A 26,237-nucleotide genomic window follows, 5' to 3' on the forward strand; every position below is an offset into this window, starting at 1 on the left:
GCCGGGCCCTCCGGCGGCCGCGGCGATCGGGAGTGGGCTTACCTTGCGCTGGTGAACACGAGGCGGACACCGAGGCCGATCAGCAGCGCGCCGCTCACCCCGTCGACGAGGCGACGGGTGGCCGGCCGGGAGAAGGCCCGGCGAGCCGCGGCGACCAGGTTCGCCACGGTGAGGAACCACCCGACCGTGATGGCCACGGCGATCGCCGACAGCGCCAGCATGGACACGAGGCCGGCGTCGGCCGGGAGGAACTGTGGCAGCAGCGCGACGAAGAAGACGGCCGCCTTCGGGTTGAGCGCGTTGCACAGCAGACCGTCGCGGAACGCCGCCCACAATCCTGACTCGACGGTTGACCCGTTGTCGGGATCGGATGGGACGGACGAGCCGTGGCGCCACGCCGAGCGCAGCGCGTTGACGCCCAGGTACACCAGGTAGCCAGCGCCCACGAGTTTGATGATGGTGAAGGCGACGGGCGTCACGGCGACCGCTGCGGCAACGCCGGTGGCGGCGGCGACCACCCAGGCGAGGACCCCGGCGGCGACTCCGACCGCCGTCGCCATGCCGTGCACCCGGCCGGCAAGAGCCGAGCGGCGTACGACGACGGCGAAGTCCGGCCCGGGTGACATGGCACCGAGAACGACGACACCACTGAAGGTCAGCAGCTGTCCACTTGTCATCACCGCTCCTCACGGCGCTGCGTGGGGACCAACGTCACCGCGAGCGCGTCGCTGTGCTGTGGATGCATTGCAGCACTTTCCGCGAAAGGCCGCCGAACGAGCCGCGCCGAGACGGACCGCGTCGCGCGTCAACCCGACCGCCCGCTCTTGATCTGAACCGAGCTTGAGGTTCTACCGTCGGGCTCAACCACTGACCGCCGGAGGTAGATCACGTGATGACGCATCTGTCCGACGCCGAACTCGCAGGGCAGCCTGCCGCCTACTGGACCGGCGTCGCCTACGAGTCACTCATCGATGAGCTCGTACCTGAGGGCGGAAGACGACCTCGACGCCGAAGCACGGGTGCTGCGGGAACGCGGGTGGCTGACCAGCGACGGGGACGGGCGGCTACGGATCACCGACGCTGGTGAAGAGGCTCGCGTCACCGTGGCCCGACACGCACCGACCATCCGAGCCCAGATCCACAAGGGCATCGATGACGCGGACTACGTCACGGCCCTCAAGGTACTCCGGCAGCTGATCCGAAACACCGGCGGCTCGTTCTAGCGGCTCGGGCCCGGATCACTTCTCAGGATTCTTCGACAGGTTCCACGGCAGGGTGAACAGGTCCGCGAGAAACATGCGGGAGAATCGCATCTGACGCTCAAGGATGCCCCTGCCCAACGGAATCGCCGAGGACTGCACGGAGTGAATCGCGCCGGCGCCGATCACCACGAAGAAGGAAAGGCAGTACACCACTATGATCGGCGCGATGAGCACGGCGAGTACCGCCTGGCTGATCACATCGTTCTCGCGCAGGAGCACTGCCAACGCGCCCGCAGCCGCGCTGAGGAACATCAGACGCCAGGACACCACCAGCAACCGGTAGGACCTGATCCTCCTGACCATCGCAACCTGGTCGCGATACGACGAGTTGTTCATCGGATAAAGCCTTTTGATCGTCGACGCGGAGGGCCCACCGAAACGGCGGTCAGCCGGGCCGCAGACGGTATCAGACCGGTACGGGTATCTCACCTGCTCGGAGGGAGGCAGACCGACGTGACGCAGCCTGATTGGGGAGCGGGACGGTGAGCGGTGTGGCTGACGGCTGGCGGGCGCACCCCGAGGCCGTGGACGCTCGCCCGGGTCTGCCGCCTGTCGCGCCCGGCCGCGTCGTGGGGGTCGGCGCCATCTGCGACCTCCGGCCGCGGCGCCCCGACGACGCGGGCTCCCAGAGCTTCTCGGTGGCCGAGTTCGTCAGGCTGGAAGACAGCCGGCGCGTGATCCTGCACGAGGATCGCGGCTTCACCATCGGCCGGACAGCCGCTGGCCCGCCTTCGGGCGCCGCCCCGGTCCACCTCACTCGCGACGAGATCACCCGGAACGTGATGAATGTCGTGCTTACCGACGACGGGACAGCCACGGAGGAGCACCCGTGGTCGTGGCTGGCCGACCTGGCTCGGGCCCGCGGCCTGAACGTGACGGCGGCAGGGCTGCGACGTCTCCCGTACGAGGTGGTCCTCACCGAACAGGTGACCCGATGGCTCGGGCCTACCTGACGCTCGAACCGCTCCGCATGCCGGCGGCCTTGCCCAAATTACCTTAGTCATTAAGATAATTCCATGAGCGTATCGACTGACTTCTCGGTGGCGATCGCCGGTGCCGGTCTCTCCGGCCTCTGCCTCGCCCAGTACCTGACCCGCGCCGGCATCGACGCGCACGTCTACGAGCGGGATCCCGGCCCCTTCGTCCGGCGTCAGGGCTACCGGATCATTCTCAACCGGTACGGACTGGAGGCGCTGCGCGAGAGCCTGCCCCGACCGCTGTACCGACTGGCACTGAGTACCGGTGACGAGCCCGGCGGCCACCTGCGCTTCACCGACAGCCGGCTGCGCGACGCGTTCACCATCACCTTCAAGGACGAACCGCACGCCACCCGTCAGGTCGACCGGCTGACCCTGCGGTCGATCCTGCAGTCCGGGCTGGACGGGCGTATCCACTACGGAAGGACCGCCGTCGCGGTGGACAGCGGCGACCCGGCCCGGCCGCGACTGCGGTTCGCCGAGGGCGGATCCGTCCCAGCGGCCGTCGTCGTGGGCGCGGACGGCGTCGGTTCGGCGCTGCGCACGCAGCTCATGCCAGAGGCGGACCCGGCCAACACCGGGATGGTGGGCATCTACGGCCGGTCGCCCCTGTGGCGCCACGGCGAGAACGTCCTACCGGACGCGCTGCGTAGCAGCGGCGTCCTGGCCATCGCCGACCGGCCGGGCCGCGCCTTCTTCTTCACGTCGATGCGCTTCGGCGAGCGCCCGCAGGAGGCGTTCGCCCGCCTGGCTCCGGGCAGCTACGCGCCCACCGGGGACGACTACGTCATGTGGGCGCTGCTGCTCCCGCAGGAGGAGGTGCCCGTCGACGTACGGGGGCACCTGCTGGCGCAGTGGAAACTGGCCGCCCAGCGGAGCAGGGACTTCCACCCGCTCGTCCGGCGGCTGGTCGACACGGCCGAGGTCGACGCCACGGTGCTCAACCATTTCGCCACCGGCCAGCGCCCACGCCGATGGGCGGTGCCCCGGGCGACGATGATGGGCGACGCCGTGCACGCCATGCCGCCGTTCGGCGCCCACGGCGGCAACACCGCGCTGCGCGACGCCGCCCTGCTCGGCCGCAGGCTGGTCGAGGCCCGGACGAGCGGCACCCCGGTGGAGAAGGCGATCGCCAGCTACCAGAACGAGATGGTGCCCTACGCCTTCCGCGCCGTCGACACCGCCGCCCGGCTGATGCGCCGCCTCACCGGCGGCGCGGCCGCACCTCACTGGGTGCTGACCCGCCTGCTACCTCGGCTGCACCCGGTCACCGTACCGGAGGCATGATGGCGGGCATGTCCACCGAGCCGGCCCGCGCCTGCGCGATCGCCGACCTCATGCGCGCAGGACGGGAGACCGCGCGTTTGTCCATGGTGTTCCGGTACGCCATCGCGGAGCGGCTCGGCCTCACCGTGAGCGACCTGGAGTGCCTGGACTACCTGGCCGACGTCGGATCCGCCACCGCCGGGCAGGTCGCCGAGCGGACCAACCTCACCACCGGAGCCGTGACCAGCATGCTCCGGCGGCTCCAGCAGGCCGGCTACGTCACGGCCGAACGCGATCCGGCCGACCGGCGGCGGGTGGTCGTCACCCTGCGGCCGGAGCGGACCGCCGAGTTGGCGCGACCGTACGAGCGGTTCGCCGCGCGGGCGGCACGACTCGTCGAGGGCTACACCGTCGAGGAGATCGAGCTGCTGGTCCGGCACAACGAGCGCATGCAGGCGATGTACCTCGCCGAGTTGGACCGCCTCGGCAGCTGACGTCAGCGAGTCACCACACCGGCGGCTCGTGGTGGCGACCCTTGAGTTCGTGAAATCCATCGGCCTCAGCGACCAGGAGCGTGCCGTCCCACAGTCGGCCCGCCGCCTCACCCTGTGGCACTCGGGACAGCACCGGCCCGAACCAGACGATCGGTCGACCGGCCTCGGGCTCCACCAGGGTGATCGGGGTTCCGACGTGATCTCCTATCCAACTGACCCCGGCCGTGTGTGACGCCCGCAGCACCTCGTCGTGCTCGGACGAGTGCCAGGCGGTCGCGAGGTCGGTGGGCAGTCCGGCCGCAGTCAGCACCGTCTCGACCGGACCCCAGGCACCGCCATGGGCCATCGCGCCGTACCGGTCGTACAGCCGACCGACGGCCTCAGCGCCGTACTGGTGCTGGACAGCGGCGAACAGACGAGCAGGTCCCCACAGGAAGCCGTCCGGGTCGTCCTCCGGGTCGTCGTCGCGGTCCTCGTTGAGTATGGACAGGCTCATGATCTGCCATACGACGCGTACCGGACGGACCTGCTCGACCTCGCGCATCCACCGAGAGACGAGCCAGGTGTACGGGCAACTCGGGTCGAACCAGAACCTCACGGTCAGCTGAGGCATGACTCCAAACCTATCCCGCCGATCACGAAGGCCCGGATCTGCCTGGCTGGTGCGAATCCGTCGCGCCAGTTTCCTGGCCGGTCCGCAGGCCCACCGGGAACGCCTCACGCGTCCGCGGCCCGGTCCTGACGCTCGGGGACGGACGTCCCGCGCCGTGGCGTGACCGACACGACGGCGGCCGCGCCGAGCACCAGTGCCGGAATCACGAAGTAGACACCGTCGCCGAGGCCGAGGAGCAGCCCCCAGGCCAGGACGACAATCGCTGCCAGCGTCGTCGTGACACCGACCGCGCGGCCCACCAGGTCCGCGGCGAGGGGCAGCAGAGCCGCGATCGTCGGCACGCCCAGCAGATAGCTGGCTGCGACGCCACTATCCGACACCGTGTCGGGCAGTACGGCGACGGCGATCCCCAGCGTCACCCCGAGCGCGAGCAGTCGCAACGACCGACCCAGCGCGTCCGGCGTGGCGCGCCGACGGCCCAGACGGGCGAACGCTGCCGCCGCGACGAACAGCGCCAGCAGCACGCCGAGAACCCCAGCGACAGTCATGACGCTCCCTCCGCTTCCATCAGCTCCGCGACAAGTGTCTCGCGGCCCACACCGCACGGCGGCGAGGATGCCTTCTCACGCGCTACTTTGCGTAGTTTCACGGATCCGCGCCACCCTGTGCATTGCCTAGCATCCATGTAACTGATCGTCACAAGTCGATCACATGACGCTGGGAGGTAGGCCGTGACATCACGCGGAGCCGTGTCACCGGGACGGCAGCGGCGACTACTCGCCATGGTTGCGGTCATCGGTGGGCTGCTCGTCAGCGCACAACCCGCGCTGGCCGCGACGCCACCTGTCGATGACGGCGCTGCGGCCCTACCGGCAGCGCGGGGCGCAGGTTGGCAGCCCGATATCCAGGCACCCGACCCGGTGACCCTTCCCGGCACCACCAAGAAGGTAACGCCGTTCGCGACGCCGCTGACCCCGCAACAGCCCAAGGCGCTGCCGGGCGCCTCGAAGGGTCCCGGCGCCACACTCAAGGCGGACAGCTCGGCCCGTGCGGCGATCCGTACGGTCGACATGCCGACGTTCCGGGGGACGTCGCCGCAGGCCGACCCCGACGACCCGCCGACCGGGCTGTACTGCACCGAGGCGATCACACGGAACAGCTCCGTCAGCGGTACGCCCAACCAGACCAACTACGCGGCGAACATCTCCTACCTGGCGGAGTTCGGCTGCAACTTCTGGCTCAACGCGGCCTACATCGCCACGGGCGTGATCGACCGCGGCCGCTTCGACGGCCAGTTCCTCTACACCACGGCACCCCTGACCTACGGGCAGACCTACTACGGCGCGACCTCGGGCGGCGTCAGCATTCCGGGCGAACTCTTCGACGGTGGTCGCACCGTGGAGATCGCCTTCGAGCTCTACCTGTTGGCTCCGGCCGGGGTCTACTGGGGCGGCTGCTTCCCCATACCGGGGCTGCGCTACCTGCTGTGTGAGGGCCTCGGCACCAACCTGCTGCACATCGTGCTGGGCACCGGGCCGTTCGGGACCGGGCTGCAGTCCCCGGTGATCCGCCACGTCGCCCTCGGTGACTCCTACTCCTCGGGCACCGGCGCGCCACCGTACTCCGACGCGTCCTGCCGGCGGTCGCCCGCGACCTACGCCAACCTCATCACGGGGACAGTCCTGTCAGGACTTCCGGTGGACCGGCCGACTCTGGCGGCGTGTCACGGCGCGAGGATTCCCGACCTGTACGCGAGCCAGCAGTCCGGCCTACCGCCCCAACTGGACGCGATACAACCGCACACCCGGCTCGTCACGCTGACCATCGGCGGCAACGACCTCGGCTTCTCGGCCAAACTCACCGGCTGCTACCTGGGCGCCGACTGCTCCGCGTCCGGACCGTTGGTCACCCCGCAGGAGCTGTACCAGGTACAGGCCCAACTCACGACTCTGTACCGGCAGATCCGAGCAGAGATGCACCCCGGCGGGAAGCTCATGGTGCTGAGCTACCCGGCCGTCGTACCCAACCCGGACGACCCCGCGGACCCGCAGCCGACCCAGGACCGTTGCCCCGATCTGGGAAGCAACCTCGTCGAGAGCGAGCGGAGAGCGATCTACGAGGCGACCGTACAGACCGACAGAATGATCCGGGACGCCGTGTTGGCCACCGGCGACTCCCGCGTCGTCTACGTCAACGGACTGGACCTGTTCCGCGGTCACCGGCTCTGCAGCACCAACGGCGTATGGGCCAACGGCCTCACCTCGCCGCTGAGCGACTCGTTCCACCCCAATGCCTCGGGCTACCAGGCGATGGCGACCCGGGTGGCCCAGGTCCTTCCCCCACTCTGACCCTCCACCGAGCCGTCAGGGCGCCCTGGTCCGCCGGGGCGCCCATCCGGTGCCGCCCCGGGCACCGGCGGGCAGGCGCCGAGCGGGCCGCGGCAGCGCCCACCAGGGTGCCGGCGCCGTCAGTGCTCGGGCGCGGGAGCGAGAGCCAGTCCTCGGTCGGGGTGAGCGGGACGGGTGCGGGGCGGTCGACCGTGGTGGTCAGCTCGACCCGCCGGCCCTCCTCGGCCGACCGGAGCAGGGCGGTCATGATGTCGAGCACGTGCAGCGCGACCGCACCGCTGGCCCGTGGCGGACGCAGCTCGTCGGCGTGGACCAGGTCGATCAGGCCGACCCCTCGGGACGCGGCGACGTAGCCGGCCCGCGGTTGCAGGGTGCGCCACCCGGGGCCGTCGAGCGCCAGGTGGCGGACCTCCCCGTCGAAGGTGTTCGGATCGGGTACGGCGAGGGTGCCCTCCTCCCCCTGTACCTCGATCGGCGCGGCCGTCGTCGCGACACCGTCGAAGGTGGTCGTGAGGGTGCTCAGGGCACCTCCCGCGTGTTCCAGTACACCGCTCACGTGGGTCGGCACCTCGACCGGGATCCGCTGCCCGGAGCGGGGGCCCGAGCCGATGACCCGGGAGTCCCGCAGCCGACTGGCCGCCCCGACCACCGCACGGACCGGCCCGAGCAGGTGGACCAGGGCGGAGATGTAGTACGGCCCCATGTCCATGAGCGGGCCGCCGCCCGGGACGTAGTAGAAGTCGGGGTTGGGGTGCCAGCGCTCGTGTCCCGGGGTGACCATGACGGCCGACGCGGAGAACGGTCGGCCGATCAGGCCACCGTCGATCGCCGCTCGGGCGGTCTGCGTACCGGTGCCAAGGACGGTGTCCGGCGCGCAGCCGACCCGGACGCCGGCCGCCGTCGCCCGGTCGATGAGCGACCGGGCCTGCGGGAACGCGACGGTGAGCGGCTTCTCGACGTAGACGTTGCGGCCGGCGTCGATCGCCGCGCCGGAGATCTCGGCGTGCGCGGCCGGGATGGTGAGGTTCAGCACCGTCGCCACGTCGGGGTGGTGGAGCAGGCGCTCGACAGCGACCGCCTCGGCGCCGGGAATCGTGGCGGCGGCGGCGTCGGCTCGGGCCGGGTCCAGGTCGGCCACCGCGACGACGCGCACGGTGGGATGGTTGGCGAGCGTGTGCAGGTACGCGCGGGAGATGAACCCGAGACCTACGACGCCGACGCCGTGCGGGTCGCCCACACCATCCCCCTCTCGATGACGGTACGGACGCTCGCGTGCTCCAGCACGTCGAGGCTGTGTCCTGGAGTCGTCACCACGATCCGCCCGGCGCCCCAGTGTCGGGTCCAGATCGCCGGTGAGGTGACCGGCCGGTGCCACGGGTGCCACTCCCGGGTCGGGTGGGTGGTGGTGGCCAGGACGTCGATCAGGTCGTCGTGCAGTACCCAGTACTGCTCGGTGACCAGATCGAAGTCCTCGATCCCGGCGGTGATCGGATGCTCCCGGCCCAGCTCGGTGACCGTGATCGAGTGCGGCAGGAAGTTGTCCGCCTCGCCGCCGCCACGGTCGCACGGCTCGACGCCCGGATGGGTGGCGAACTGCCCGCCCACCAGGTGCAGGTAGTCCGAACAGGCGCGGAACGAGTCGACGACACCGCCGTGCCAGCCGGTGAAACCCGTACCCGCGACGACCGCCGCGGCCAGCCCCGCCACCTGCTCCGCGGTGATCTGCGACATCGTCATGCACTGCACGATGAGGTCGGTGTCGGCCAGTTCGGCGGCGTCGGCGTAGATCTCCGTCGACCCCTCCACCCGTACCGCGTATCCGCTGCGTTCGAGGAACGGGATGAACAACTCCGTCGCCTCGACCGGCCGGTGTCCCTCCCACCCCCCTCGGACCACAAGGGCTTTGCGCCGCGTCACACCCACTCCTCCCCGGTCCGCCGCACCCGGCCACCGCTGCCGCCCGGGTCGACGCCCGCACATCCGACCGCCGCTAACCGTACCCGGGCCGACACCCTGACTCAGTCCCTCGCCCGAGGCACCGGGATCGGAACCTACCCACCATGCACCGGAGTAGTGGTTCAGCCAGGCAATGGTCGCCGACGCGTGACGACCGACCGCCCGGACAACCGGCAGGCGCCCCGGCCGGCTGACACTCCTCGCAGCACTGCTCACATCCTTTGGACGTGGCCGGGATCCGGCCCGTCGTCAGCTCGGTCGGCAACGGCGACGGGTTGCTCGTGCACGGTCAGATCGTGCCGCTGAATCGTCCTCAGGAACTCACCCGCATCGACGATCTGGTCGATGTGATGCACTCCGGGCGGGTAGCGACGACCCATCAGGCGGATGGCGATCTCCGCTGCCACCACGCCGGTCGCGTGACCCTCTCGACGGCCCGTCACCGCCGACCACACCTGCCTCCCGCTCCCATCGGTGGCCGAAGCGTGCATCACGAACCGGTCCCCGCCGAGCCGCAGTCGGCTCGACGCGCCGGTCAGCAGGCGAGCCCCGCCCAGCCGATCCGCCAGCCGGAAGGCACCGGCAGCACGCAGCCCGAACAACGCCGCCGTCACCGCGCGGGAGTCGAAACAGAGACGAGTGGTCACCGGGACGCCGAGCGTACGGGTCAACGTGTACTGATCCGAGAAGGGAAACGGGTACGCGGTGCGTACGCCGAACCCGGGCAGGTCCACCCGGGCCCGTCCCGGCCGTCGGGCCCGGTCGGGCGGAGCCGTCAGTCCCGCCACCGTCCAGCGGACCGAGTCGGGCCCGTGGTCACCGGCCGTACCCAGCAGGATCGTCACGTCGACGGAGGTCGCGGATGGCAGGCGTTCGGTGCAGCGTCGGGCCAGCACGTTGGTCAGCCCGGGTGCCAGCCCGACGCTGAGCACGGCGGCCGTCCCGGTCCGCTTCGCGGTGGCATCGAGCCGTTCGATGCCGGCCAGCACGTCGGCTGACGCGCTGATGTCGACGACAGGAACGCCACGGTCCAGGCACGCGCGCGCCACCGCCTCGTTACGACGCTCCACACACATGACCACCACGGCGGCGTCGGCCAACAACCCGTCGAGACCCCGCGGGTCGTCGAGGTCCAACCGGCGCGGGGTCAACCGGCCCGGGCCGCTCCGGGCCAGGGCCTCGGCACGCGCCAGATCACGACCAGCGACAACGACCTCGTACGCCGAATCTCGGGCCAGCGTGGTGGCCACCACCCGACCCACTGCGCCGTAACCGCCGATCACGACGGCCATCCCATGGTCGGTCATTGCCACCTCGCCGTGACCACCGCCCAGTGCGCCCCCACCGGGCCATTCCAGGCCGCTGCCTGCTCAGCGTTTGCCACCCGCATCTGATCACCTCTTCGGACACTGCCCATGGGGATGAGTCTGGGCGGGCCAAGGCATGAGCACCACTGCGACTTGGTAAGGAAAGCCATGACTCCGGCGCATGGCGATTCTTCGCCTCGCCAGCGGATCGGGCAGCGGTGTGCTCCTCCGCCAGGACGAGGTGCGGTCGGGGTCGAGCCGCCGCAGCGTGCCGTCGGCGGGCACCTCCCTGTCCCTTCGGACGGTGTCGCTGTCGGGATTGCGGGAATCGCCTTGCTCAGCCGCGCCCGGCGGGACACGCTGCCGCCATGCTGGAACAGCAGCGCGGCAGGCTGTGGCTGGTGGTGGCCGCCGCCGGCTACGGCAAGACCAGCGCGCTACGCCGGCTGTTCCCCGGTCCCACCGTTCGGTGGCAGCGGGACTGCGACGTCGACGCGCTGCTCGGCGGCGGGCTGGCGGAGCTGGCCACCGGGACGACGCAGCTCGTTCTCGACGGGTTGCCCGCCATGTCGGAGCGGACCGAGCAGGCGTTGCTGCACGCGGTTGCCGGCCTGCCCGATGGCGTACGCCTGGCACTGTCGTCGCGCTGGCCGGTGGGCTGTGCCGCGTCGTCGTGGTTGACCCGGATGGCGCCCGCGCAGCTCCGCCCAGCCGAGCTGAGCCTGACCACCGACCAGGTCGAGGAGGTGCTGCACACCGAGTACGGGCTGACCGTCCCCACCCTGGCGCAGCGCGTGCACGAGATCACGGCAGGGTGGCCCGCGCTGGTCCGGCTGGTCGCCGAGACCCTGGTCGCCGAGGGCGTACCCGCCGGGCCGCTGCTGCCGGCGGTGACCGAGCCGGGCGGTCTGGTGACGGGTTACCTGACCGAGGAGGTGCTCGGTCCACTGCCGGAGGACGTCCGGCGGTTACTGCACGAGGTGGCCGACCTCGCACCGGTGACGGCGGGCGTCTGCGCGGTCGCCGGCCACCCGGCGGCCGGGCCGCAGATCGGCCGGCTGCTGCGCACCGGGCTACTGACCAGAGTCGGCACCGAGCCCGACACCGGACCCGGTGGTACCGGTGGTCGCCGCGGTCGCCGGACATGACCGGCCGGCGGTGGCGCGCGGACGCTGCTGCGGGCGGCGACCTGGTACCGCGACCACGGACCGGCCCGCGCCGCCGCGTACACCTTCCGGCTCGGCGGCGACGACGCGGCGCTTGCGGCGGTGCTCGAGGAGCACGGCGACCGAATGATCGTCGGCGGTCGGCCCGTCGCGACCGCCGAGTTGGTCGCCGCGCTCCCGGAGCCGCTGCGCACCCGCCGGCTGCGGCTGCTCGCCGGTGACGCGCTGCGCACCGCCGGCGACGTGGCCGGGGCGGCCCGCGTGTATCAGGAGGTGGCGGCGGCCGAGCCGGCGGGAGCCGGGCATCGCCTGGCGGCTGGGTCTGATCCACTACCTGCGCGGCGACCAGCCCCGGGCCCTGGCCGACTTCGCCCGGGGTGACGAGGCCCCGGGTCGTCCCACCGACCAGGCGATGCTGCTGGCCTGGACGGCGGCGGCCACCGCCCGCAGCGGTGACGCGACGGCCGGAGTGGCACACGCCTGGCGGGCCTACCGCCTCGCGGCCGAGACGGGCGTCGACAGCGCCGTGGCCACCGCGCACGTCAGCCTCGCGCTCTGCCTCGGCCTCACCGGTGACCAGGTCGGTGGCGAGGAGCACTACCGACTCGCGCTGGGCATCGCCGAACGCACCGGCGACCTGGTGCTGCTGGCCCGGATTCTGGTCAACCAGAGCTACCACCTCGTCGAGCAGGCCCGCTATCCGGCGGCGCTGACAGCCGCGCAACGGGCGGCCGGCGCCGCCGAGGCGGCCGGGCACGCCAACCTGTCCGCGATGGCCGCCGGCACCGAGGCCGACATGCTGGCGATGCTCGGCCGGTACGACGAGGCGGCCACGCGGTACGCCCAGGTGCTCGCCCGCCATCGGCGGATGGGCTCGCGCCGCTGCGCCGACACGTACCTGGGTCTGGCCGAGCTGCATCTGATGCGGGGCTGGCGGGAGCAGGCCCGGGCCGCGTTCGTCGAAGCGGTCCGGCTGGCCGATGCCGGTGACAGCTGGAAGCTGACGGTGCGGGCGCACGCCGGGCTGGCTCGGGTGCTGCTGCCCGACGATACGGCCGCGGCGGCCCGACACGCCGCCGCGGCGACCCGGCTGGCCACTGACGATCTCCGGGTTCCGGCGCTGCTCGCGCAGGGCTGGGTGGCGCTGGCCGGCGGCGATGCTACGCAGGCCGCGTCGCTGGCCGACGAGGCGCTCGACCTGGCCCGGTCCGGTGGGCTGCGGGCCGGCCTGGCGCGGGCGCTGGAGCTGCGCGCCGCCGCCGAGATCGCCCGGATCGCGCCCGCACCGCCCTGCGAGAGGCGCACGCGCGATCTGGGCCGACGCGTCGGCGGTCGGCGACGCGGCCCGTACCGCGCTGGCGCTGAGTCGGCTGCCGGGCGCCACCGCAGACGACCGGTTCGCCGCGCTGCTGGCCACCGAGCGCCTCGCCGCTCGCGGCGTCGCGATCGACCCGGACGAGACGTCGGCGGACCGACCGGCCGACGACCGACCGACCACCGGTGTCGGTCGCGTCGGCGTCCTGGTCCGCACCCTCGGCCGGTTCGAGGTGCGGGTGGCCGGCGCCACGGTGCCGCCGTCGGCCTGGCAGTCGCGACGGGCACGGGACCTGCTGCGGATCCTGGTGGTACGCCGGGGTCGGCCGGTGCCCCGAGGCGAGCTGTGCGAACTGCTCTGGCCCGACGACGATCCGAGCCGGACCGGGCACCGCCTGTCGGTGTTGCTGTCGATCGTGCGCGGGGTGCTCGATCCGGATCGGGTCTTCGCCTCGGACCATTTCCTGGTGACCGACGCGGCGAGCGTCGCGCTGGACGTCACCCACCTGCGGGTCGACGTGATGGAGTTCCTCGGCGCGGTGACCCACGGCCGTCGGTTGCTGGCCCGCGGCGCTCGGGCGGAGGCACGCACCATCCTCGCGGCGGCCGTCCGGGACTACCGGGCTGACGTGTTCTCCGACGAGCCGTACGCCGACTGGGCCTCGGCGCTGCGGGAGCAGGCGCGGGCCGCGTACGTCGCGGCGCTGCGGATGCTGGCCGACGCGCACCGGTCGGCGGGAAACGGCGGCGCCGCCGTGGACTGCCTGCTCCGCCTGCTGGAGCAGGACCCGTACGACGAGCCGGCGCACCGGATGCTGGTGCGCACCCTGGTGACGGGCGGGCAGCACGGCGAGGCGCGGCGGGCGTTCGCCCGCTACCGTGCGGCGATGCGCGCCATCGGAGTACGGCCGCCGGACGAGATCATCCTGGCACCACGGGCCGGGGTACGGTCGCCGGCGACGGCCGTACCCCGGCCGGGGTGAGCGCGGCGGCGTCCGGCCCCGCCGGCGCTGCCGCCCAACGGTTCAGTAGATGTCGTGGTCGGTGCTGTAGCCGGTGACCGTCCACAACGTGTCGTCGTCGACCGAGTGGCGGTCGACCGAGCGCAACCCGTTGCCCGCCGCCGCAGCGTCACCGCCGACGGACGGGCCCGCCCCGACGGCGGCCCGCCGCACCGCGGCGACGGTCACCTGGCTCCCGTCGTCGTTGGGCATCATCGCGTCGATGAAGATGTCGGAGACGGGCGCCGGGAACAGGTCTGCGGGGTCGGGCAGAGCGGTGATCTCGCCGCCGACGCCGGACATCGACGGGAATTCGTCCTCCCACTCACGCTGTACGGTCACCATCCTCGGCGACGACGTACCGCCCGGGCTGGTCGTGGCGAACCGCTTGTAGCGCGCTCCGTCGATCGCCGACGAGGCACGGATGCCTTGCACACAGATCGCGTAGGCGACCGGGCCGGTGCCGAGTTGGTGGAAGGCCGTGCGAACGGTCACGCTCGCGCCGTCGGCGTCGGGGACCAGTCCGGCCAGCGGCACCCCGGCGGGCAGGTCGAACCCGGTGCCGCTGAGCACCAGGTCCGTCGGGCAACTGGCGGTCCGCGACCCGGCCGGGGAGACCTCGACGACCCGCGGCGTGCCGTCGTCCGGCGCGCAGATGGCGGCGGCGATCACCGACCAGGGTTCCGCGTGGCCCGGGTACGCCTCGCCGCGTACCACGACCGAGGTCGTGCCCGGCACGATCGCGGCCAGCCGGACTCCCCCGTTGCCGTTTCTGATCCGGCCTCCGGCGCCGATCAGCTCCTCGCCGGGCCCGCACGTCGCGGTCACGCTCTTGGACGACGTGGTGTCGTAGCCGCTCTCCGCCCGGTGCCGGTACGCGGCGTGGGCCGTCCCGGGTAGGACGAGCATCGCCGCGACCGCGACGACCGCTGCGGCCGCCGCGACACTGCACCGCGACCGGGTGCCTGTGCCGAGTGTCGTATCCCTGCTCATGACGACAGTCCTTTCCTACTGACGCTGCCGCGAACGTTTCGCGTGGCGCTGGCCGGAATCATCGGCGGGGCCCGTCACGGTGGCGTCATGGTGGCGCACGGCGGGCTCCCGAAAGCGCCCACGCCTGGTCACGCCGACCGGCGTGACCAGGCGCCGCGCCCGCTGACGGCGCGGGACGCGAACCGTTACGGACCCCAGCAGATGGCGTGGCTCTCCAGGTCCCACGGCGGCAGGTAGATCCCGTCCTCGGCGGCGATCGCCTGGGCGTTGTTCTGGGCGACGGTCGCCGTCACCCGGGTGAGCAGGACGTTGCCGGTGGCGGTGGCGTCGACCGTGGCGCCGACGCCGGTGGCGAGCGCCCCGGCCGGACAACCAGCGGACACCTGACCCTTGGGGCTGACGCTGTTGGCCGCCCCGGTCAGGCTGACGAGCGTGCCGGTGAGGTTGGCGGGCAGGGTGGCGCAGATGGCGTACCCGACGAGTTCCCACGGCCCGGCGAAGCCGCCGGCCGCGCCGGCGGTCACCGCCCCGGCGGTGAGCGCGGCGTTCGGTTCGATCCGCTGGTAGAACGCCTCCCCGTTGGCGGTGCGCAGCTCCGCGCCGAGCCCGAGCAGGTCGGTGCCGGCCGGGCAGGCTGCCACCTGGTTCTTGATCGGGTCGCCGTTGCTGCCGCTGGCCGAGGTGACCCGCTGGTAGTTGGCCGGGGGCGGGCCCGGCACGCAGATCGCCTGCGCCACAAGGGTGTACGCCCCGGCCACCCCGCCCGGGTTCGTGTGCGCCCAGACGGTCACCGACTGGGTGGCCAGGTTCGGAATGATGTCGGTCAACGTGACGTCGCCGCCACCACCGTCGACGGAACCACCGCCACCGGCGAGGAACTCACCGGCCGGACAGGTCGCCACCGCGGACTGGTTGGGGAAGGCACCCGCCACGCTGACGTTCACCACCGTCGCCTGCGCCGGCCCCGCACCGGTGGCCACGGCCACGGCGGTGCCGGCCAGCAGCAGGGCCGTTGCGCCCGAGAGCCGGGCGAGCCTGGATCGAGTTCGCATCGTGCACTCCACTTCGTACCTGCCGCGAGACGTTTACGCCCCGACGGGACGACGCGGCAGGTATCCCACGATCCGTGGTGGCCTCACGGCCGCCTCAGTGCCGCGTCACGGCGGACCAACCGGCACACCGGCGACGGGGGCGCGCTCCGCGTCGCGCTCGTTCGTGGCTGACCCTGCGCAGAATGAGTCGGTGGAGACGACCTGGACCATCCTCTACCGCGTCCAGATTCCGCTGCCACGCGGCGGCATGATCGCCCGCCGGGAGGGCAGGACGACAACCATCAGATGGGACGACGAGCCCGTCGCGGTGCTCACCGTGGTGTGGGTCGACGACGCTTCCCGGCACCGCTACTTCATCGACCGTGATCTGGCCGACCGGTTCGGCCTACGCCCCGCCGAGCGGGACTGGCTGTTCCTGTCGGTGGACCTCGACCCGGCCACGGCCGCGCAGTGGCGGACCGCGGCGGAGAGCTACCTGACCGCGATCCAGGCCGCCGAGCGCGACCGGCACGCGGCCCGCGATCATCCACCGTGGTTCCGGCGCAGGGCCGCGGCCGAGCGTGCCCGGGCCCGGCACCGCGCGGCACTCGATGCCGCCGACAACGTCTACGCTCCGGTGCGGGAGGCGGCCTCGCGGTTGCTCGACGAGAGGTACGCCCCGATCGCCGCCCGGGAGAAGGCCATCGCGGCGATCGACGGCAAACCGATCTGGCGGTACGTGCGCAAGGGCAAGACCGCTCATGTGCACGTGGCCGGGTCGCGCGGGTCGACCGCCGACGAGCTCATCTCGGCGATGACGCGACAGAAGGGGATCACCGCGTTCCGGTGGGAGCCCGACGCCGTGGCGAAGGCCGTGGAACTCCTCGGCGAGGAAGGGTTCGAACTGTGGTGGAGCCGGTTCGCCGGGCACTGGCAGTACCGGCTCGAACAGCAGGAGCAACCACGGCGGGCCGGCGGCACGGGCCTCGCGGGCACCGGCGGCTTCGGCATCTGAGACTCCTGCTGTCGACCTGCTGGCCACCTCAAGGCAACAGGATGAGGTGCAGGGTGCGGGGGCCGTGGACGCCTTCGACCCGGTTGAGTTCGATGTCGCTGGTGGCGGACGGGCCGCTGATCCAGGTCAGCGGCCGGTGTGAAGTGAGCCGGGCCAGCGCCTGCGGCACGCCCGCGACGACCTGGGCGGCGCGGATCACGCAGATGTGCAGATCGGGTAGGAGGCTGAGCACGCGGCGGCCCTGGTCGGGTGAACCGTCGAGGATGACGGTGCCGGTGTCGGCGATGGCGACGGCAGCGGCGGTGATCACGGCGTCGGCGGCGGCGATCTGCCTGTTGTCGAGGTCGTCGTCGGGCCGGGCGGTCACCGTCGCCGGCAGCCAGGCCGGTGGCAGTGCCGGTGGCACGACGACGGTCGCGCCGGTCGGCAGGATGGCGGCGACGGTGTCGGCGACGGCCGTTTCGGCGACCCGGTGCACGTGGGCGCGGTAGTCGGTGAGTCGGTCGACCAGCCGGTCGAGGTCGACCGGGGCGTCGCGCCGGTACTCGCGCGGCACCTCGACCGGCGCCGGTGCGGGGTCGAGGGCGGCGCGGAGCCGGGCGAGGATGACCTCCCGGGCGGTCACCGGCTCGCCCACCACTGCCGGAACGTCTGCGCCGGGGGCTCGGGCAGGTCACGGCTGGCGGTCCAGCCGGACAGCGGCGGTGGCAGGCCCCGACCACGCCGGCCGGTCAGCCGGCTCAGCCGGGTCGCGCGCTGCGCCGCCGCGTACAGCGCCGGGTGGTCCATGGCGTACGCGGCGGCGGCCATCGCGGCCGACTCACCGCGCGGATGCGGCGCCTGGTCGCGCAGGTGCACCAGCAGCTCCGGAATGTTGATCTTAACGGGGCAGGCGTCGTAGCAGGCCCCGCAGAGCGACGACGCGTACGGCAGCGACGCGTTGTCGGCCACCCCGGTCAGCTGCGGCGACAGCACCGCACCGATCGGCCCCGGATACACCGACCCGTACGCGTGCCCACCGGTGCGCTCGTACACCGGACACACGTTCAGGCAGGCCGAGCAGCGGATGCAGTGCAACGCCTGCCGGCCCACCTCGTCGGCGAGCACCGCGCTGCGACCGTTGTCCAGCAGCACCAGATGAAACTCCTGCGGCCCGTCACCCGGGCTCACCCCGGTCCACATCGACGTGTACGGGTTCATCCGCTCCCCGGTCGAGGCCCGGGGCAGCAGTTGCAGGAACACCTCCAGGTCCCGCCAGGTCGGCACCACCTTCTCCACACCCATCACGGTGATCAACGTGCGCGGCAGAGTCAGACACATCCGCCCGTTGCCCTCGGACTCCACCACCGCCAACGTGCCGGTCTCCGCGACCGCGAAGTTCGCCCCGGACACCGCCACCGGCGTAGACAGGAACGTCTGCCGCAGAAACCGACGCGCCGCCGCCGCCAGCACCGCCGGCTCGTCGGTCAACCCCGGATCCACCCCCGGCATCGCCCGCAGGAAGATCTCGCGGATCTCGGCCCGGTTCCGGTGGATCGCCGGCACCAGGATGTGACTCGGCCGATCCTCACCGAGCTGCACGATCAGCTCCGCCAGGTCGGTCTCCACCGGCGCGATCCCGGCCGCCTCGAGGGCCTCGTTGAGACCGATCTCCTGCGTCACCATCGACTTGACCTTGATCACCCGGTCATTACCGGTGGCCCGCACCAGGTCCACGACGATCGCGTTCGCCTCGTTCGCGTCGGCGGCCCAGTGCACCACTCCCCCGGCCGCGCTCACCCGATCCTCAAGCTGCTCCAGCAGCTCCGGCAACCGGGCCAGCACATCGGCCTTGATCGCGCTACCGGCCGCCCGTAGCTGCTCCCAGTCCGGCACCTCGGCGATCACGCCAGCCGACTTCGCCCGGATCGTCGCCGTGGCGTGCCCGAGATTGCGGCGTAGTTGCGGGTCGGCCAGAGCCTGCCGCGCCGCCGCCGGAAAGGTCTGCTCGCCGCGCAGGTGCCCGACGCCCCTCGGCGCGGTCGTCGGCATGCCGAGGAAGGCCCGGGTCACGATCGCACCACCTGTTCACCCCGCTCGTCGGCAACGGTGTCGTGTTCGGTCGAGGCCAGGATCTCGGCCAGGTGCACCGTACGCACCGCAGAACCCGACCGGGACAACCCGCCACCGATGTGCATCAGACACGATGCGTCACCGGCCGTGCAGACCTCCGCACCGGTGGAGACCACGTGCCGCAGCTTGTCCGCCAACATCGCCGTCGAGGTGTCCGCGTTCTTCACCGCGAACGTGCCACCGAACCCGCAACACTGATCGGCCGCCGGCAGCTCCACCAGGTCCAGCCCCCGCACCTCACGCAGCAACCGCACCGGCCGATCAGCCACCCCGTGCATCCGCAACGAATGACACGTCGGGTGATACGTCACCCGATGCGGAAAGAACGCCCCCACATCGGTCACCCCGAGCACGTCCACCAGCAGCTCCGACAACTCGAACGTCCGCCCCGCCACCGACTCCGCCCGCGACGCCAACCGGACATCACCGGCCCGCCGCGCCACCACCGCGTGCTGATGCCGCACCGACCCCACACACGACCCCGACGGCGCCACGATCACGTCGAACGGATCGAAGGTCCGCACGTGCCGCCGTACCAATGGCACCGCCTGCGCCTGGTAACCGGTGTTGACGTGCATCTGCCCACAACACGTCTGCCCGTCGGGGAACACCACCTCATGCCCCAACCGCTCCAACAACCGCACCGTCGCCTTCGCCGCCTCGGGAAACAGGGTGTCCGCCAGACACGTCACGAACAACGCGATCCGCACGTCACACCTCCCACTCGCCGGCCCGCGCCGCCACGGAAGCACCACCGGGCCCGTAACGCATGATCCGCCGAGTCTGCCGTACGAGCGGCCGCTGCGCAGCAAGGTCACCACCTGCCACGTCGCGGTCCCGGGCGGGGTGCGGGTGCCCCGGTCCGGGCGCGGTCGGCGACGGGCTCACCGACCACGAGCCGGGCGGTCGCGTGTCGTCGGTACCGCCCGGCCCGGTGCGGTCAGCTCCCGCGTACCTCTTCGGCGGCGGCGACCAGGTGCCGCAGGGACGCCTCGACCTCCGGATAGCCGCGCGTCTTCAGGCCGCAGTCCGGATTCACCCACAACCGGCGGGCCGGCACGGCCGCGACGGCCCGACGCAGCGCCTCGATCACCTCGTCGCGCGACGGCACCCGGGGCGAGTGGATGTCCCAGACGCCCGGGCCGACGCCCCGGCCGTAGCCGATCGCGGCCAGGTCGTCGAGCACCTCCATCTTGGACCGGGACGCCTCGATGCTGGTGACGTCCGCGTCGAGGGCGTCGATGGCGCCGATCACCTCGCCGAACTCGGAGTAGCACAGGTGGGTGTGAATCTGGGTGTCGTCGGCGACGCCGCTGGTGGCCAGGCGGAACGCCGCCACCGCCCAGTCCAGGTACGCCTGCTGGTCGGCCCTGCGCAGCGGCAGCGTCTCCCGTAGCGCTGGTTCGTCGACCTGGATGACCCGGATCCCGGCGGACTCCAGGTCGCGGCACTCGTCGCGCAGGGCCAGCGCGACCTGGTCGGCGGTGTCCGCGAGGGGCTGGTCGGTGCGGACGAACGACCAGGCCAGGATGGTTACCGGGCCGGTGAGCATGCCCTTGACCGGTTTGCTGGTCAGCGACTGCGCGTAGGTCGACCACTCGACGGTCATCGGGGCCCTGCGCGACACGTCGCCGTAGATGATCGGCGGGCGTACGCAGCGGGAGCCGTAGGACTGCACCCAGCCGTGACGCGTGGCGGCGAAGCCGTCGAGTTGCTCGCCGAAGTACTGCACCATGTCGTTGCGCTCCGGTTCCCCGTGCACGAGCACGTCCAGGCCCAGTCGTTCCTGCAACCGGATGACCTGCGCCACCTCCGCGCGGATCCGCGACGCGTAGCCGGCGTCGTCGAGGCTGCCGGCCCGGTGTGCGGCGCGGGCCCGGCGCAGCTCGGCGGTCTGCGGAAACGACCCGATCGTGGTGGTCGGCAACTCCGGCAGGCCCAGCCGTTGCTGCTGCCGGGCGGCCCAGGTGGGATAGTCGCCGCGCTGCCGGTCGGCCGGGCGCAGCGCGGCGGGGCGGCCGCGTACGTCGTCGTGACGCCAGTCGGCCGGGGTGGCCGGCAGGGGCGCGGGCAGCGCCGTGGTGCCGTCGCGCAGCGCCCGGCCGAGCAGGACGATCTCGTCGACCTTCTGCCGGGCGAACGCCAGCCGCTCGGACAGCCGGGGGTCGAGGTGTGTCTCGGCGGACAGGTCGACCGGCACGTGCAGCAGCGAGCAGGACGAGGAGACGGCGACGTGGTCGGCCAGTCCGGCGACCGTCGCGCCGGCCGCTACGGCGGCCCGCAGGTCGGTACGCCAGACGTTCCGACCGTCGACCAGGCCGGCGACGATGGTCTTGCCACCAAGTGGTCCGGCGGCGGCGAGACGGTGCAGGTTGCCCGCGCCGGCGACCAGGTCCAGGCCGACGGCGTCGACCGGGGTGTCCAGCAGGGCCGGCAGCGCGTCGCCGAGGTCGCCGAAGTATGTCGCCACGAAGATCCGCGGTCGGTGCGTGAGCTCACCGAGCCGGGTGTAGGCGCGGCCCAGGGCGTCGATCTCGGCTGGGCTGCGGTCGGCGGCGTAGGCGGGCTCGTCCAGTTGCACCCAGCCGACGCCCGCGTGCGCCAGCTCGGCGAGAATCCGGGCGTAGGCCTGGACCAGGTCGTCGAGCCGGGCGAACGGATCGACGCCCTTGGCCAGCAGCAGGAACGTGGCCGGTCCGACGAACACCGGCCGGGTGGTGATGCCCAGGCCGCGGGCTTCGGCGTACTCGTCCAGCGCCTTCGCCGGGTTGGCGGTGAAGACGGTGTCCGGGGCGATCTCCGGCACCAGGTAGTGGTAGTTGGTGTCGAACCACTTCGTCAGTTCCAACGCCGGCTCGGCGTCGACACCACGTGCCATGGCGAAGTAGGTGTCCAGCGCGGACAGGCCCAGCCGGCTGAACCGGGTCGGGACCGCGCCCACAGCGACCGCCGTGTCGAGCATCTGGTCGTAGTAGGAGAAGGTGTTCGACGGGATCGCGTCGAGACGGGCGTCGCGCAGCGTCCGCCACACCTGCGCCCGCAGCCCAGCGGCGGTGCTGGCCAGAGCCTCGGCGTCGACGGTGCCGGCCCAGTACGCCTCGACGGCCTTCTTCAGTTCACGGTTCGCGCCGATGCGTGGGTAGCCGAGCACGGTGCTCTGCCCGAATGCGGTACTCACCAAGGGTTCCTTCCCTCGAAGTGTCCGGCGGACACGGGAGGGAAGACGGGTACGCCTCGGGTACCGGCTTCCGCCCTGGTCCTCCCACGGGACCGCCGGCGACGCACGCCGGCGGCGTGCGCAGCACTGGCAGGTCTTCGGACTCGCGGGCATGACACCAGGTCGCCTACTGGCCGTCGCTTCCCAGACCTCACGGTCCAGTGCTTTGTTGACGGCGGTCGTTCCCACTCACCGCTGCGGGGCAGTCCCGGATTCGCACCGGGTTCCCTCTTGCGACGCCCCACCCACACGGGCGGGACGAACCAGCACCACCGGCCATCGTACGGGCCACACCGCCGGCTGGGCCCGGGGTGCCCGGCCTGCGGGACGGCGAGCAGGCCGAGGCCCGGCTAGCGTAGGTGCCGGGCGAAGAACCGGCCCGCGTCCTCCCCCGCGTACCAGGGCACACCCGTGTGTCCGCCCATGTTGGCGTGCAGCGTCTTCTCCGTGGAGCCGAAGGCGTCGAACAGCTCCAGCGCCGCCTGCCGGTCGTTGCCCTCGTCATCCCACTGCAACAGCACGTGCAGCGGAATGGTGACCTGCCGGGCCTGTTCGACGATGAGGCGCGGCACGAAACTTCCGGCGAAAAGCCCGGCGGCCACGATCCGGGGTTCGACCACCGCGAGCCGAATGCCGATCGAGATCACTCCCCCCGAGTACCCGACAGGGCCGCCGACCTCGGGCAGCGACAGGAAGGCGTCCAGGGCAGCCTGCGATTCCGGCACGGCCCGGTCGACGAGCGGGAGGACGAGAGCGTCCACGATCTCGTCGCTCACCGCCTCGCCCGCCGCCAGCACCCGGTGCAGTTCGGCGCGGGCCCGCTCGGCAGCGGCCCAACGCGGCCGGTCACCGCTGCCGGGCAGCTCGATCGCGGCGGCGGCGAAACCATCCGCTGCGGCGCGCCGGGCCCGCGCCACCAAACGTGGGTACATCCGGCCCAGCCCGAGTGGCGGGTGACCGAGCAGGATCAGCGGGACCTGTGCTGTCGCGAACGCGGGTGTCCACAGGAAACCCGGGATGTCGCCGAGCGTGAACGCGCGCTCGAGAACGCCGTCGTCGAGGTGTCGTTCGGAGGTGAATCGCATGGTCGTGCCTTTCGGGAGTACGCATGAAAGGCGCTCCCGGACGACCTACCGCCCGACCGTGACCCCGCAGGGGAGCACCCATGTCGAAACGTTCACGGGTACCACCTCCTCGGTCTCTCGCACGGCCTTGGACAAACTAGCAGCAGGCCGTCACGGTCCGCGACGGGTTTCCCGGGCCCCTTCCGCTCGCCCGCGCACTGTCGGCCGGTGAGGTTCACACCCCCAACCGGAACGCCTCGACATGCCGTTGGCGGGCTGGAACCCGCAGGGCGCGGAGGCTGCGCTGCACGGTGCTGGCCATCGCCGCGGGACCGCACAGGTAGACGTCGCGCTCGGCGATGTCGGGAACCAGGTCGCGCAGGCTCTCCGGGCTGAACGGCTGGCTGCCGTCGGCGGTGCGACCGGTCAGCAGATGCAGGCGGGCGCCCCTGGCCTCGGCCAGATCGCGCAGCTCACCGATCAGTACCGCGTCGGCGGTCGTGCGGGCCCGGTAGAGCACCACGACGTCTCCGGTCAGTTCCGGGTCCTCCAGCAGCGCCCGGATCGGAGTGATGCCGATACCACCGGCGATCAGCAGGGTGTTCTCCCGGGTACGGGCGGCGGTGGTGAGGGCACCGTACGGTCCCTCGGCGTAGACCCGGGTGCCGACCGGCAACTGCCGCAGCCCGGCGCTGGTGGTGCCGATCGCCTTCGCCGTCAGCCGCAGCGTGCGACCGTCGGGGGCCGCCGACAGCGACCACGGGTTGACCTGCCACCAGGAGTTGTGTCCCGGGAAGCGCCACCAGAAGAACTGGCCGGGACGGGCGCGCAGCCGGTCGAGGCGGTGGCCGGCAACGTGGACGGACACGGCGTTGTCGGTCTCCGGCACCACCGCGACGACCCGCAGCCGGTGTCGGACGTTGCGCACCAGCGGCACGACCAGGCGGTTGGTCAGCAACGAGCCGACCGCGAAGGCCCACAACCCCCACCAGTACGCCTTCGCGACGGCGCTGCCGGCGAACGAGGCGCCTTCGTAGATCTGGTGGATCACCGACAGCACGATCACCACGTAGACCACCAGGTGGATGGCGTGCCACGTCTCGTACGACATGCGGCGGCGGGCGATCCGTACCGAGGTGGACGCCAGCACGCCGATCAGGACTGCGGCGATCATGCCGAGTAGCACCGGCATCTGCCTGGCCAGGTTCGGGATCTCGGCGAAGAACGAGATCCGGTCGATCTGTGCGTAGCCGAGCAGCACGAACGTCGGGTGCAGCACGACCAGCCAGAAGATCGCGAACCCGGTCCAGCGGTGCCAGTTGGTGAGCTTGTCCATGCCGATCCGCCGTTCCAGGAACGGCACCCGGCCGATCAGCAGCAGTTGCAGTGCCATCACGAAAGCCAGATGCAGGCCGAGGAAACGGCCGATCGCGGTCAGGGTGTTGGGCGTCGGCCGGCTCGGATGAGCGAACATGACCTGAAGGATCACCAGGTTGACCAGGACAAACGTCCAGAGCAGCAGGTACGCGGCCCGAGCCTGGCCGGTGCGGCGCACCGGGCCCGCCGCGGCGGCGGTGAATGTGGTCGTGGACATCGTGAGCCTTCCTGAAGCGGTCCCGGTCGGGACGGCGTGAGATTTCATCGATTGCCCGGCAACACGGCGTGGTCGCCGGCACGCCGTCTCCGGCCGGTGAACCTCTCCGTCCGCCTCAGCGTGCCAGCGTCGGCGTGCGCCTGGAAGCTCGCGAAGCACGATCGCAACCTGCCCGATGCCGAGCCCGCGGGCGGCGAGGTCGCGGGGTGCCACCACGCCCTACCCCGCCGCCCGCGCCGCGACGTGCGACTTCCAGGAACGCAGGAAAGCCACCCAGGGGCATGGTCAACGAAGCCGCCGGTTGCGAAACTGCTTCAATCTGAGTCGGCGGGGACGGAGGCAAGAAATGGTCAGCACACCGCTGTCCCTGCCGCAGTCGTCCGCGCGCGCCCCCGAGTTCGGCCGGGACGCGCTCATCGTCTGCGAGAACCTGGTGCGGATCTACCAGACCGGTTCGGTCGAGGTGCAGGCACTGCAGGGACTGGACCTGGCCGTGGCCAGCGGTGAGCTGGTCGCCGTCGTCGGTGCCTCCGGATCGGGCAAGTCGACACTGCTCTCCATCCTGGCCGGCATCGACGCCCCCACCGCCGGGCGGGTCCGGGTCGACCGGTGGAACCTGCTGACGATGTCCCGCGCGGATCGGGTGGAGTACCGGCGGCACACCGTCGGGTTCGTACGGCAGCAGACGGCGAGCAACCTGATCCCGTACCTGACCGCGCGGGAGATGGTGGACCTGCCGATGACGGCGGCCCGTACCGCGAAGCGGGAGCGCCGGGAGCGCGCCGCCGAGCTGCTGGACAGCCTCGGTGTCGCCGACTGCGCCGATCGGCGCCCCGGGCAACTCTCCGGCGGGCAGCAGATGCGGGTCGCGATCGCGGTGGCGCTGGCCAACCGGCCGCGGATCCTGCTCGCCGACGAGCCGACCGGCGAGTTGGACGGTGCCACGTCCGCGGAGGTCTTCGGCGTACTCCGGGAGGTCAACCGCCGGTACGGCGTCACCATCGTGGTGGTGACGCACGATCCGGCGGTCAGCGGCCAGGTCGAACGGACCGTCGCGATCCGGGACGGACGCACCAGCAGCGAGGTGCTGCGCCGCACCACCACCAACGCGCAGGGCGACACGCAGGTGATCGCCGAGGAGTACGCCGTGATGGACCGGGCCGGGCGTGTGCAGGTGCCCCGCGACTTCCGTCAGGCGCTGGCGCTGGCCCGGCGGGTCCGGCTGGCCCTGGAACCCGACCACATCACGATCCGCCCCGACTCGGAAGGCGACGAATGAGCAGCGAGCCGCTGCTGCGCGTGCGCGACGTGCACCGGCGCTTCCGCACCGGGCCGACCGTCGTACACGCCCTGCGCGGCGTGTCGTTCGACGTGGCCGCCGGCTCCATGGTGGCGCTCGTCGGCCGCTCCGGCTCGGGCAAGACCACCCTGCTCAACACCGTCGGCGGCCTCGATCGCCCGGACGCCGGCACCGTGCACGTCGACGGCACCGACGTCACCGCCCTCG

The 26,237-nt window shown here is 71.9% G+C and carries 26 protein-coding genes and 1 riboswitch; of the genes, 11 read left to right on the forward strand and 15 right to left on the reverse strand.

Going from position 1 to position 26,237, the window contains the following annotated elements:
- Nucleotides 1–38: 38 nt before the first annotated feature.
- The gene (locus tag ENC19_RS22665; RefSeq protein WP_164449092.1) at nt 39–677 is read right to left on the reverse strand and encodes a LysE family translocator; all 639 of its coding nucleotides are present in this window, start codon (nt 675–677) and stop codon (nt 39–41) included.
- Nucleotides 678–971: 294 nt separating this feature from the next.
- Between ENC19_RS22665 and ENC19_RS22670 the strand changes: the two genes are divergently transcribed.
- Nucleotides 972–1,223, forward strand: a complete 252-nt coding sequence (locus ENC19_RS22670) for a hypothetical protein (RefSeq protein WP_208020988.1) — start codon at nt 972–974, stop codon at nt 1,221–1,223.
- Between the two features lie 15 nt (nt 1,224–1,238).
- On the opposite strand, the gene ENC19_RS22675 is transcribed toward ENC19_RS22670, so the two are convergent.
- Complete coding sequence (locus ENC19_RS22675; RefSeq protein ID WP_164449093.1) at nt 1,239–1,598, reverse strand: hypothetical protein; 360 nt, start codon at nt 1,596–1,598, stop codon at nt 1,239–1,241.
- A gap of 146 nt (nt 1,599–1,744) precedes the next feature.
- Here ENC19_RS22675 and ENC19_RS22680 point away from each other — a divergent pair, with 146 nt between their 5' ends.
- From ENC19_RS22680 to ENC19_RS22690, 3 genes are all read left to right on the forward strand, one after another.
- Nucleotides 1,745–2,215 (forward strand): hypothetical protein, encoded by a 471-nt coding sequence (locus ENC19_RS22680; protein ID WP_164449094.1) that lies wholly within the window; start codon nt 1,745–1,747, stop codon nt 2,213–2,215.
- A gap of 63 nt (nt 2,216–2,278) precedes the next feature.
- Nucleotides 2,279–3,526, forward strand: a complete 1,248-nt coding sequence (locus ENC19_RS22685; RefSeq protein ID WP_164449095.1) for an FAD-dependent oxidoreductase — start codon at nt 2,279–2,281, stop codon at nt 3,524–3,526.
- Between the two features lie 8 nt (nt 3,527–3,534).
- Nucleotides 3,535–3,999 (forward strand): MarR family winged helix-turn-helix transcriptional regulator, encoded by a 465-nt coding sequence (locus ENC19_RS22690; protein ID WP_235945006.1) that lies wholly within the window; start codon nt 3,535–3,537, stop codon nt 3,997–3,999.
- Nucleotides 4,000–4,009: 10 nt separating this feature from the next.
- On the opposite strand, the gene ENC19_RS22695 is transcribed toward ENC19_RS22690, so the two are convergent.
- Both ENC19_RS22695 and ENC19_RS22700 read right to left on the reverse strand, forming a co-directional pair.
- Entirely contained in the window at nt 4,010–4,612 is a 603-nt protein-coding gene (locus ENC19_RS22695; protein WP_164449097.1) for a DsbA family protein, read from the reverse strand.
- Nucleotides 4,613–4,716: 104 nt separating this feature from the next.
- Nucleotides 4,717–5,136 (reverse strand): hypothetical protein, encoded by a 420-nt coding sequence (locus tag ENC19_RS22700; RefSeq protein ID WP_309245978.1) that lies wholly within the window; start codon nt 5,134–5,136, stop codon nt 4,717–4,719.
- Between the two features lie 207 nt (nt 5,137–5,343).
- Between ENC19_RS22700 and ENC19_RS22705 the strand changes: the two genes are divergently transcribed.
- Nucleotides 5,344–6,960, forward strand: coding sequence for an SGNH/GDSL hydrolase family protein (locus tag ENC19_RS22705; RefSeq protein WP_164449098.1), 1,617 nt, complete (start codon nt 5,344–5,346; stop codon nt 6,958–6,960).
- On the opposite strand, the gene ENC19_RS22710 is transcribed toward ENC19_RS22705, so the two are convergent.
- From ENC19_RS22710 to ENC19_RS22720, 3 genes are all read right to left on the reverse strand, one after another.
- Complete coding sequence (locus tag ENC19_RS22710) at nt 6,869–8,197, reverse strand: Gfo/Idh/MocA family protein (protein ID WP_328824347.1); 1,329 nt, start codon at nt 8,195–8,197, stop codon at nt 6,869–6,871. The two genes, ENC19_RS22705 and ENC19_RS22710, sit on opposite strands and share 92 nt — an antisense overlap.
- The gene (locus ENC19_RS22715) at nt 8,167–8,877 is read right to left on the reverse strand and encodes a ThuA domain-containing protein (RefSeq protein WP_164449099.1); all 711 of its coding nucleotides are present in this window, start codon (nt 8,875–8,877) and stop codon (nt 8,167–8,169) included. The genes ENC19_RS22710 and ENC19_RS22715 overlap by 31 nt, the downstream gene beginning before the upstream one ends.
- A 251-nt stretch (nt 8,878–9,128) precedes the next feature.
- Complete coding sequence (locus ENC19_RS22720) at nt 9,129–10,223, reverse strand: saccharopine dehydrogenase family protein (protein WP_164449100.1); 1,095 nt, start codon at nt 10,221–10,223, stop codon at nt 9,129–9,131.
- A gap of 368 nt (nt 10,224–10,591) precedes the next feature.
- On the opposite strand from ENC19_RS22720, the gene ENC19_RS22725 reads away from it, so the two are divergent.
- The 3 genes from ENC19_RS22725 (at nt 10,592) to ENC19_RS22735 (ending at nt 13,686) form a co-directional block, all read left to right on the forward strand.
- Complete coding sequence (locus tag ENC19_RS22725) at nt 10,592–11,371, forward strand: hypothetical protein (RefSeq protein ID WP_164449101.1); 780 nt, start codon at nt 10,592–10,594, stop codon at nt 11,369–11,371.
- A 120-nt stretch (nt 11,372–11,491) separates the two neighbouring features.
- Complete coding sequence (locus tag ENC19_RS22730) at nt 11,492–11,770, forward strand: hypothetical protein (RefSeq protein WP_164449102.1); 279 nt, start codon at nt 11,492–11,494, stop codon at nt 11,768–11,770.
- Nucleotides 11,771–12,546: 776 nt separating this feature from the next.
- A complete protein-coding gene (locus ENC19_RS22735; protein ID WP_164449103.1) occupies nt 12,547–13,686 on the forward strand; it encodes an AfsR/SARP family transcriptional regulator in 1,140 nt (379 codons plus the stop codon).
- Between the two features lie 42 nt (nt 13,687–13,728).
- On the opposite strand, the gene ENC19_RS22740 is transcribed toward ENC19_RS22735, so the two are convergent.
- Both ENC19_RS22740 and ENC19_RS22745 read right to left on the reverse strand, forming a co-directional pair.
- Nucleotides 13,729–14,697 (reverse strand): hypothetical protein, encoded by a 969-nt coding sequence (locus ENC19_RS22740; protein WP_164449104.1) that lies wholly within the window; start codon nt 14,695–14,697, stop codon nt 13,729–13,731.
- A 185-nt stretch (nt 14,698–14,882) separates the two neighbouring features.
- Nucleotides 14,883–15,749, reverse strand: a complete 867-nt coding sequence (locus ENC19_RS22745; RefSeq protein ID WP_164449105.1) for a hypothetical protein — start codon at nt 15,747–15,749, stop codon at nt 14,883–14,885.
- A gap of 190 nt (nt 15,750–15,939) precedes the next feature.
- Here ENC19_RS22745 and ENC19_RS22750 point away from each other — a divergent pair, with 190 nt between their 5' ends.
- Nucleotides 15,940–16,743 carry a hypothetical protein gene (locus ENC19_RS22750; protein WP_164449106.1) on the forward strand — a complete coding sequence of 268 codons (804 nt, stop codon included), beginning with the start codon at nt 15,940–15,942 and terminating at the stop codon, nt 16,741–16,743.
- A gap of 28 nt (nt 16,744–16,771) precedes the next feature.
- Here ENC19_RS22750 and ENC19_RS22755 read toward each other — a convergent pair whose 3' ends face one another.
- The 6 genes from ENC19_RS22755 to ENC19_RS22780 all read right to left on the reverse strand — a co-directional run bounded on the left by ENC19_RS22755 (nt 16,772) and on the right by ENC19_RS22780 (nt 24,730).
- A complete protein-coding gene (locus tag ENC19_RS22755) occupies nt 16,772–17,368 on the reverse strand; it encodes a LutC/YkgG family protein (RefSeq protein ID WP_328824348.1) in 597 nt (198 codons plus the stop codon).
- Nucleotides 17,365–18,774: a LutB/LldF family L-lactate oxidation iron-sulfur protein gene (locus ENC19_RS22760; RefSeq protein WP_164449150.1), complete on the reverse strand. Its 1,410-nt coding sequence runs from the start codon at nt 18,772–18,774 to the stop codon at nt 17,365–17,367. Before ENC19_RS22760 ends, ENC19_RS22755 begins: the two co-directional genes overlap by 4 nt.
- 17 nt (nt 18,775–18,791) lie before the next feature.
- Nucleotides 18,792–19,565: a (Fe-S)-binding protein gene (locus tag ENC19_RS22765; protein ID WP_164449108.1), complete on the reverse strand. Its 774-nt coding sequence runs from the start codon at nt 19,563–19,565 to the stop codon at nt 18,792–18,794.
- Nucleotides 19,566–19,795: 230 nt separating this feature from the next.
- Nucleotides 19,796–22,033 carry a 5-methyltetrahydropteroyltriglutamate--homocysteine S-methyltransferase gene (gene metE, locus ENC19_RS22770; protein ID WP_164449109.1) on the reverse strand — a complete coding sequence of 746 codons (2,238 nt, stop codon included), beginning with the start codon at nt 22,031–22,033 and terminating at the stop codon, nt 19,796–19,798.
- 111 nt (nt 22,034–22,144) lie between these two features.
- Nucleotides 22,145–22,355, reverse strand: a riboswitch (cobalamin riboswitch).
- A gap of 67 nt (nt 22,356–22,422) precedes the next feature.
- Complete coding sequence (locus ENC19_RS22775) at nt 22,423–23,157, reverse strand: alpha/beta hydrolase (protein ID WP_164449110.1); 735 nt, start codon at nt 23,155–23,157, stop codon at nt 22,423–22,425.
- A gap of 214 nt (nt 23,158–23,371) precedes the next feature.
- On the reverse strand, nt 23,372–24,730 hold the full coding sequence (locus ENC19_RS22780) for a ferredoxin reductase family protein (protein ID WP_164449111.1): 1,359 nt from the start codon (nt 24,728–24,730) through the stop codon (nt 23,372–23,374).
- A 346-nt stretch (nt 24,731–25,076) separates the two neighbouring features.
- Here ENC19_RS22780 and ENC19_RS22785 point away from each other — a divergent pair, with 346 nt between their 5' ends.
- Both ENC19_RS22785 and ENC19_RS22790 read left to right on the forward strand, forming a co-directional pair.
- A complete protein-coding gene (locus ENC19_RS22785) occupies nt 25,077–26,009 on the forward strand; it encodes an ABC transporter ATP-binding protein (RefSeq protein ID WP_164449112.1) in 933 nt (310 codons plus the stop codon).
- On the forward strand, nt 26,006–26,237 hold a 232-nt coding region (locus ENC19_RS22790), incomplete at its 3' end, for an ATP-binding cassette domain-containing protein (protein WP_164449113.1). The genes ENC19_RS22785 and ENC19_RS22790, both read left to right, overlap by 4 nt.

Origin of the sequence: Verrucosispora sioxanthis, assembly GCF_010560025.1 — a bacterium.
Taxonomy (GTDB): Bacteria; Actinomycetota; Actinomycetes; order Mycobacteriales; family Micromonosporaceae; genus Micromonospora; species Micromonospora palythoicola.

Coding starts and splice junctions, on each gene's coding strand:
- ENC19_RS22665 (WP_164449092.1), bottom strand. CDS start 677: ATGACAAGTGGACAGCTGCTGACCTTCAGTGGTGTCGTCGTTCTCGGT.
- ENC19_RS22670 (WP_208020988.1), top strand. CDS start 972: ATGAGCTCGTACCTGAGGGCGGAAGACGACCTCGACGCCGAAGCACGG.
- ENC19_RS22675 (WP_164449093.1), bottom strand. CDS start 1,598: ATGAACAACTCGTCGTATCGCGACCAGGTTGCGATGGTCAGGAGGATC.
- ENC19_RS22685 (WP_164449095.1), top strand. CDS start 2,279: ATGAGCGTATCGACTGACTTCTCGGTGGCGATCGCCGGTGCCGGTCTC.
- ENC19_RS22690 (WP_235945006.1), top strand. CDS start 3,535: ATGTCCACCGAGCCGGCCCGCGCCTGCGCGATCGCCGACCTCATGCGC.
- ENC19_RS22695 (WP_164449097.1), bottom strand. CDS start 4,612: ATGCCTCAGCTGACCGTGAGGTTCTGGTTCGACCCGAGTTGCCCGTAC.
- ENC19_RS22720 (WP_164449100.1), bottom strand. CDS start 10,223: ATGACCGACCATGGGATGGCCGTCGTGATCGGCGGTTACGGCGCAGTG.
- ENC19_RS22725 (WP_164449101.1), top strand. CDS start 10,592: ATGCTGGAACAGCAGCGCGGCAGGCTGTGGCTGGTGGTGGCCGCCGCC.
- ENC19_RS22735 (WP_164449103.1), top strand. CDS start 12,547: ATGCTACGCAGGCCGCGTCGCTGGCCGACGAGGCGCTCGACCTGGCCC.
- ENC19_RS22740 (WP_164449104.1), bottom strand. CDS start 14,697: ATGAGCAGGGATACGACACTCGGCACAGGCACCCGGTCGCGGTGCAGT.
- ENC19_RS22745 (WP_164449105.1), bottom strand. CDS start 15,749: ATGCGAACTCGATCCAGGCTCGCCCGGCTCTCGGGCGCAACGGCCCTG.
- ENC19_RS22760 (WP_164449150.1), bottom strand. CDS start 18,774: ATGCCGACGACCGCGCCGAGGGGCGTCGGGCACCTGCGCGGCGAGCAG.
- ENC19_RS22775 (WP_164449110.1), bottom strand. CDS start 23,157: ATGCGATTCACCTCCGAACGACACCTCGACGACGGCGTTCTCGAGCGC.
- ENC19_RS22780 (WP_164449111.1), bottom strand. CDS start 24,730: ATGTCCACGACCACATTCACCGCCGCCGCGGCGGGCCCGGTGCGCCGC.
- ENC19_RS22785 (WP_164449112.1), top strand. CDS start 25,077: ATGGTCAGCACACCGCTGTCCCTGCCGCAGTCGTCCGCGCGCGCCCCC.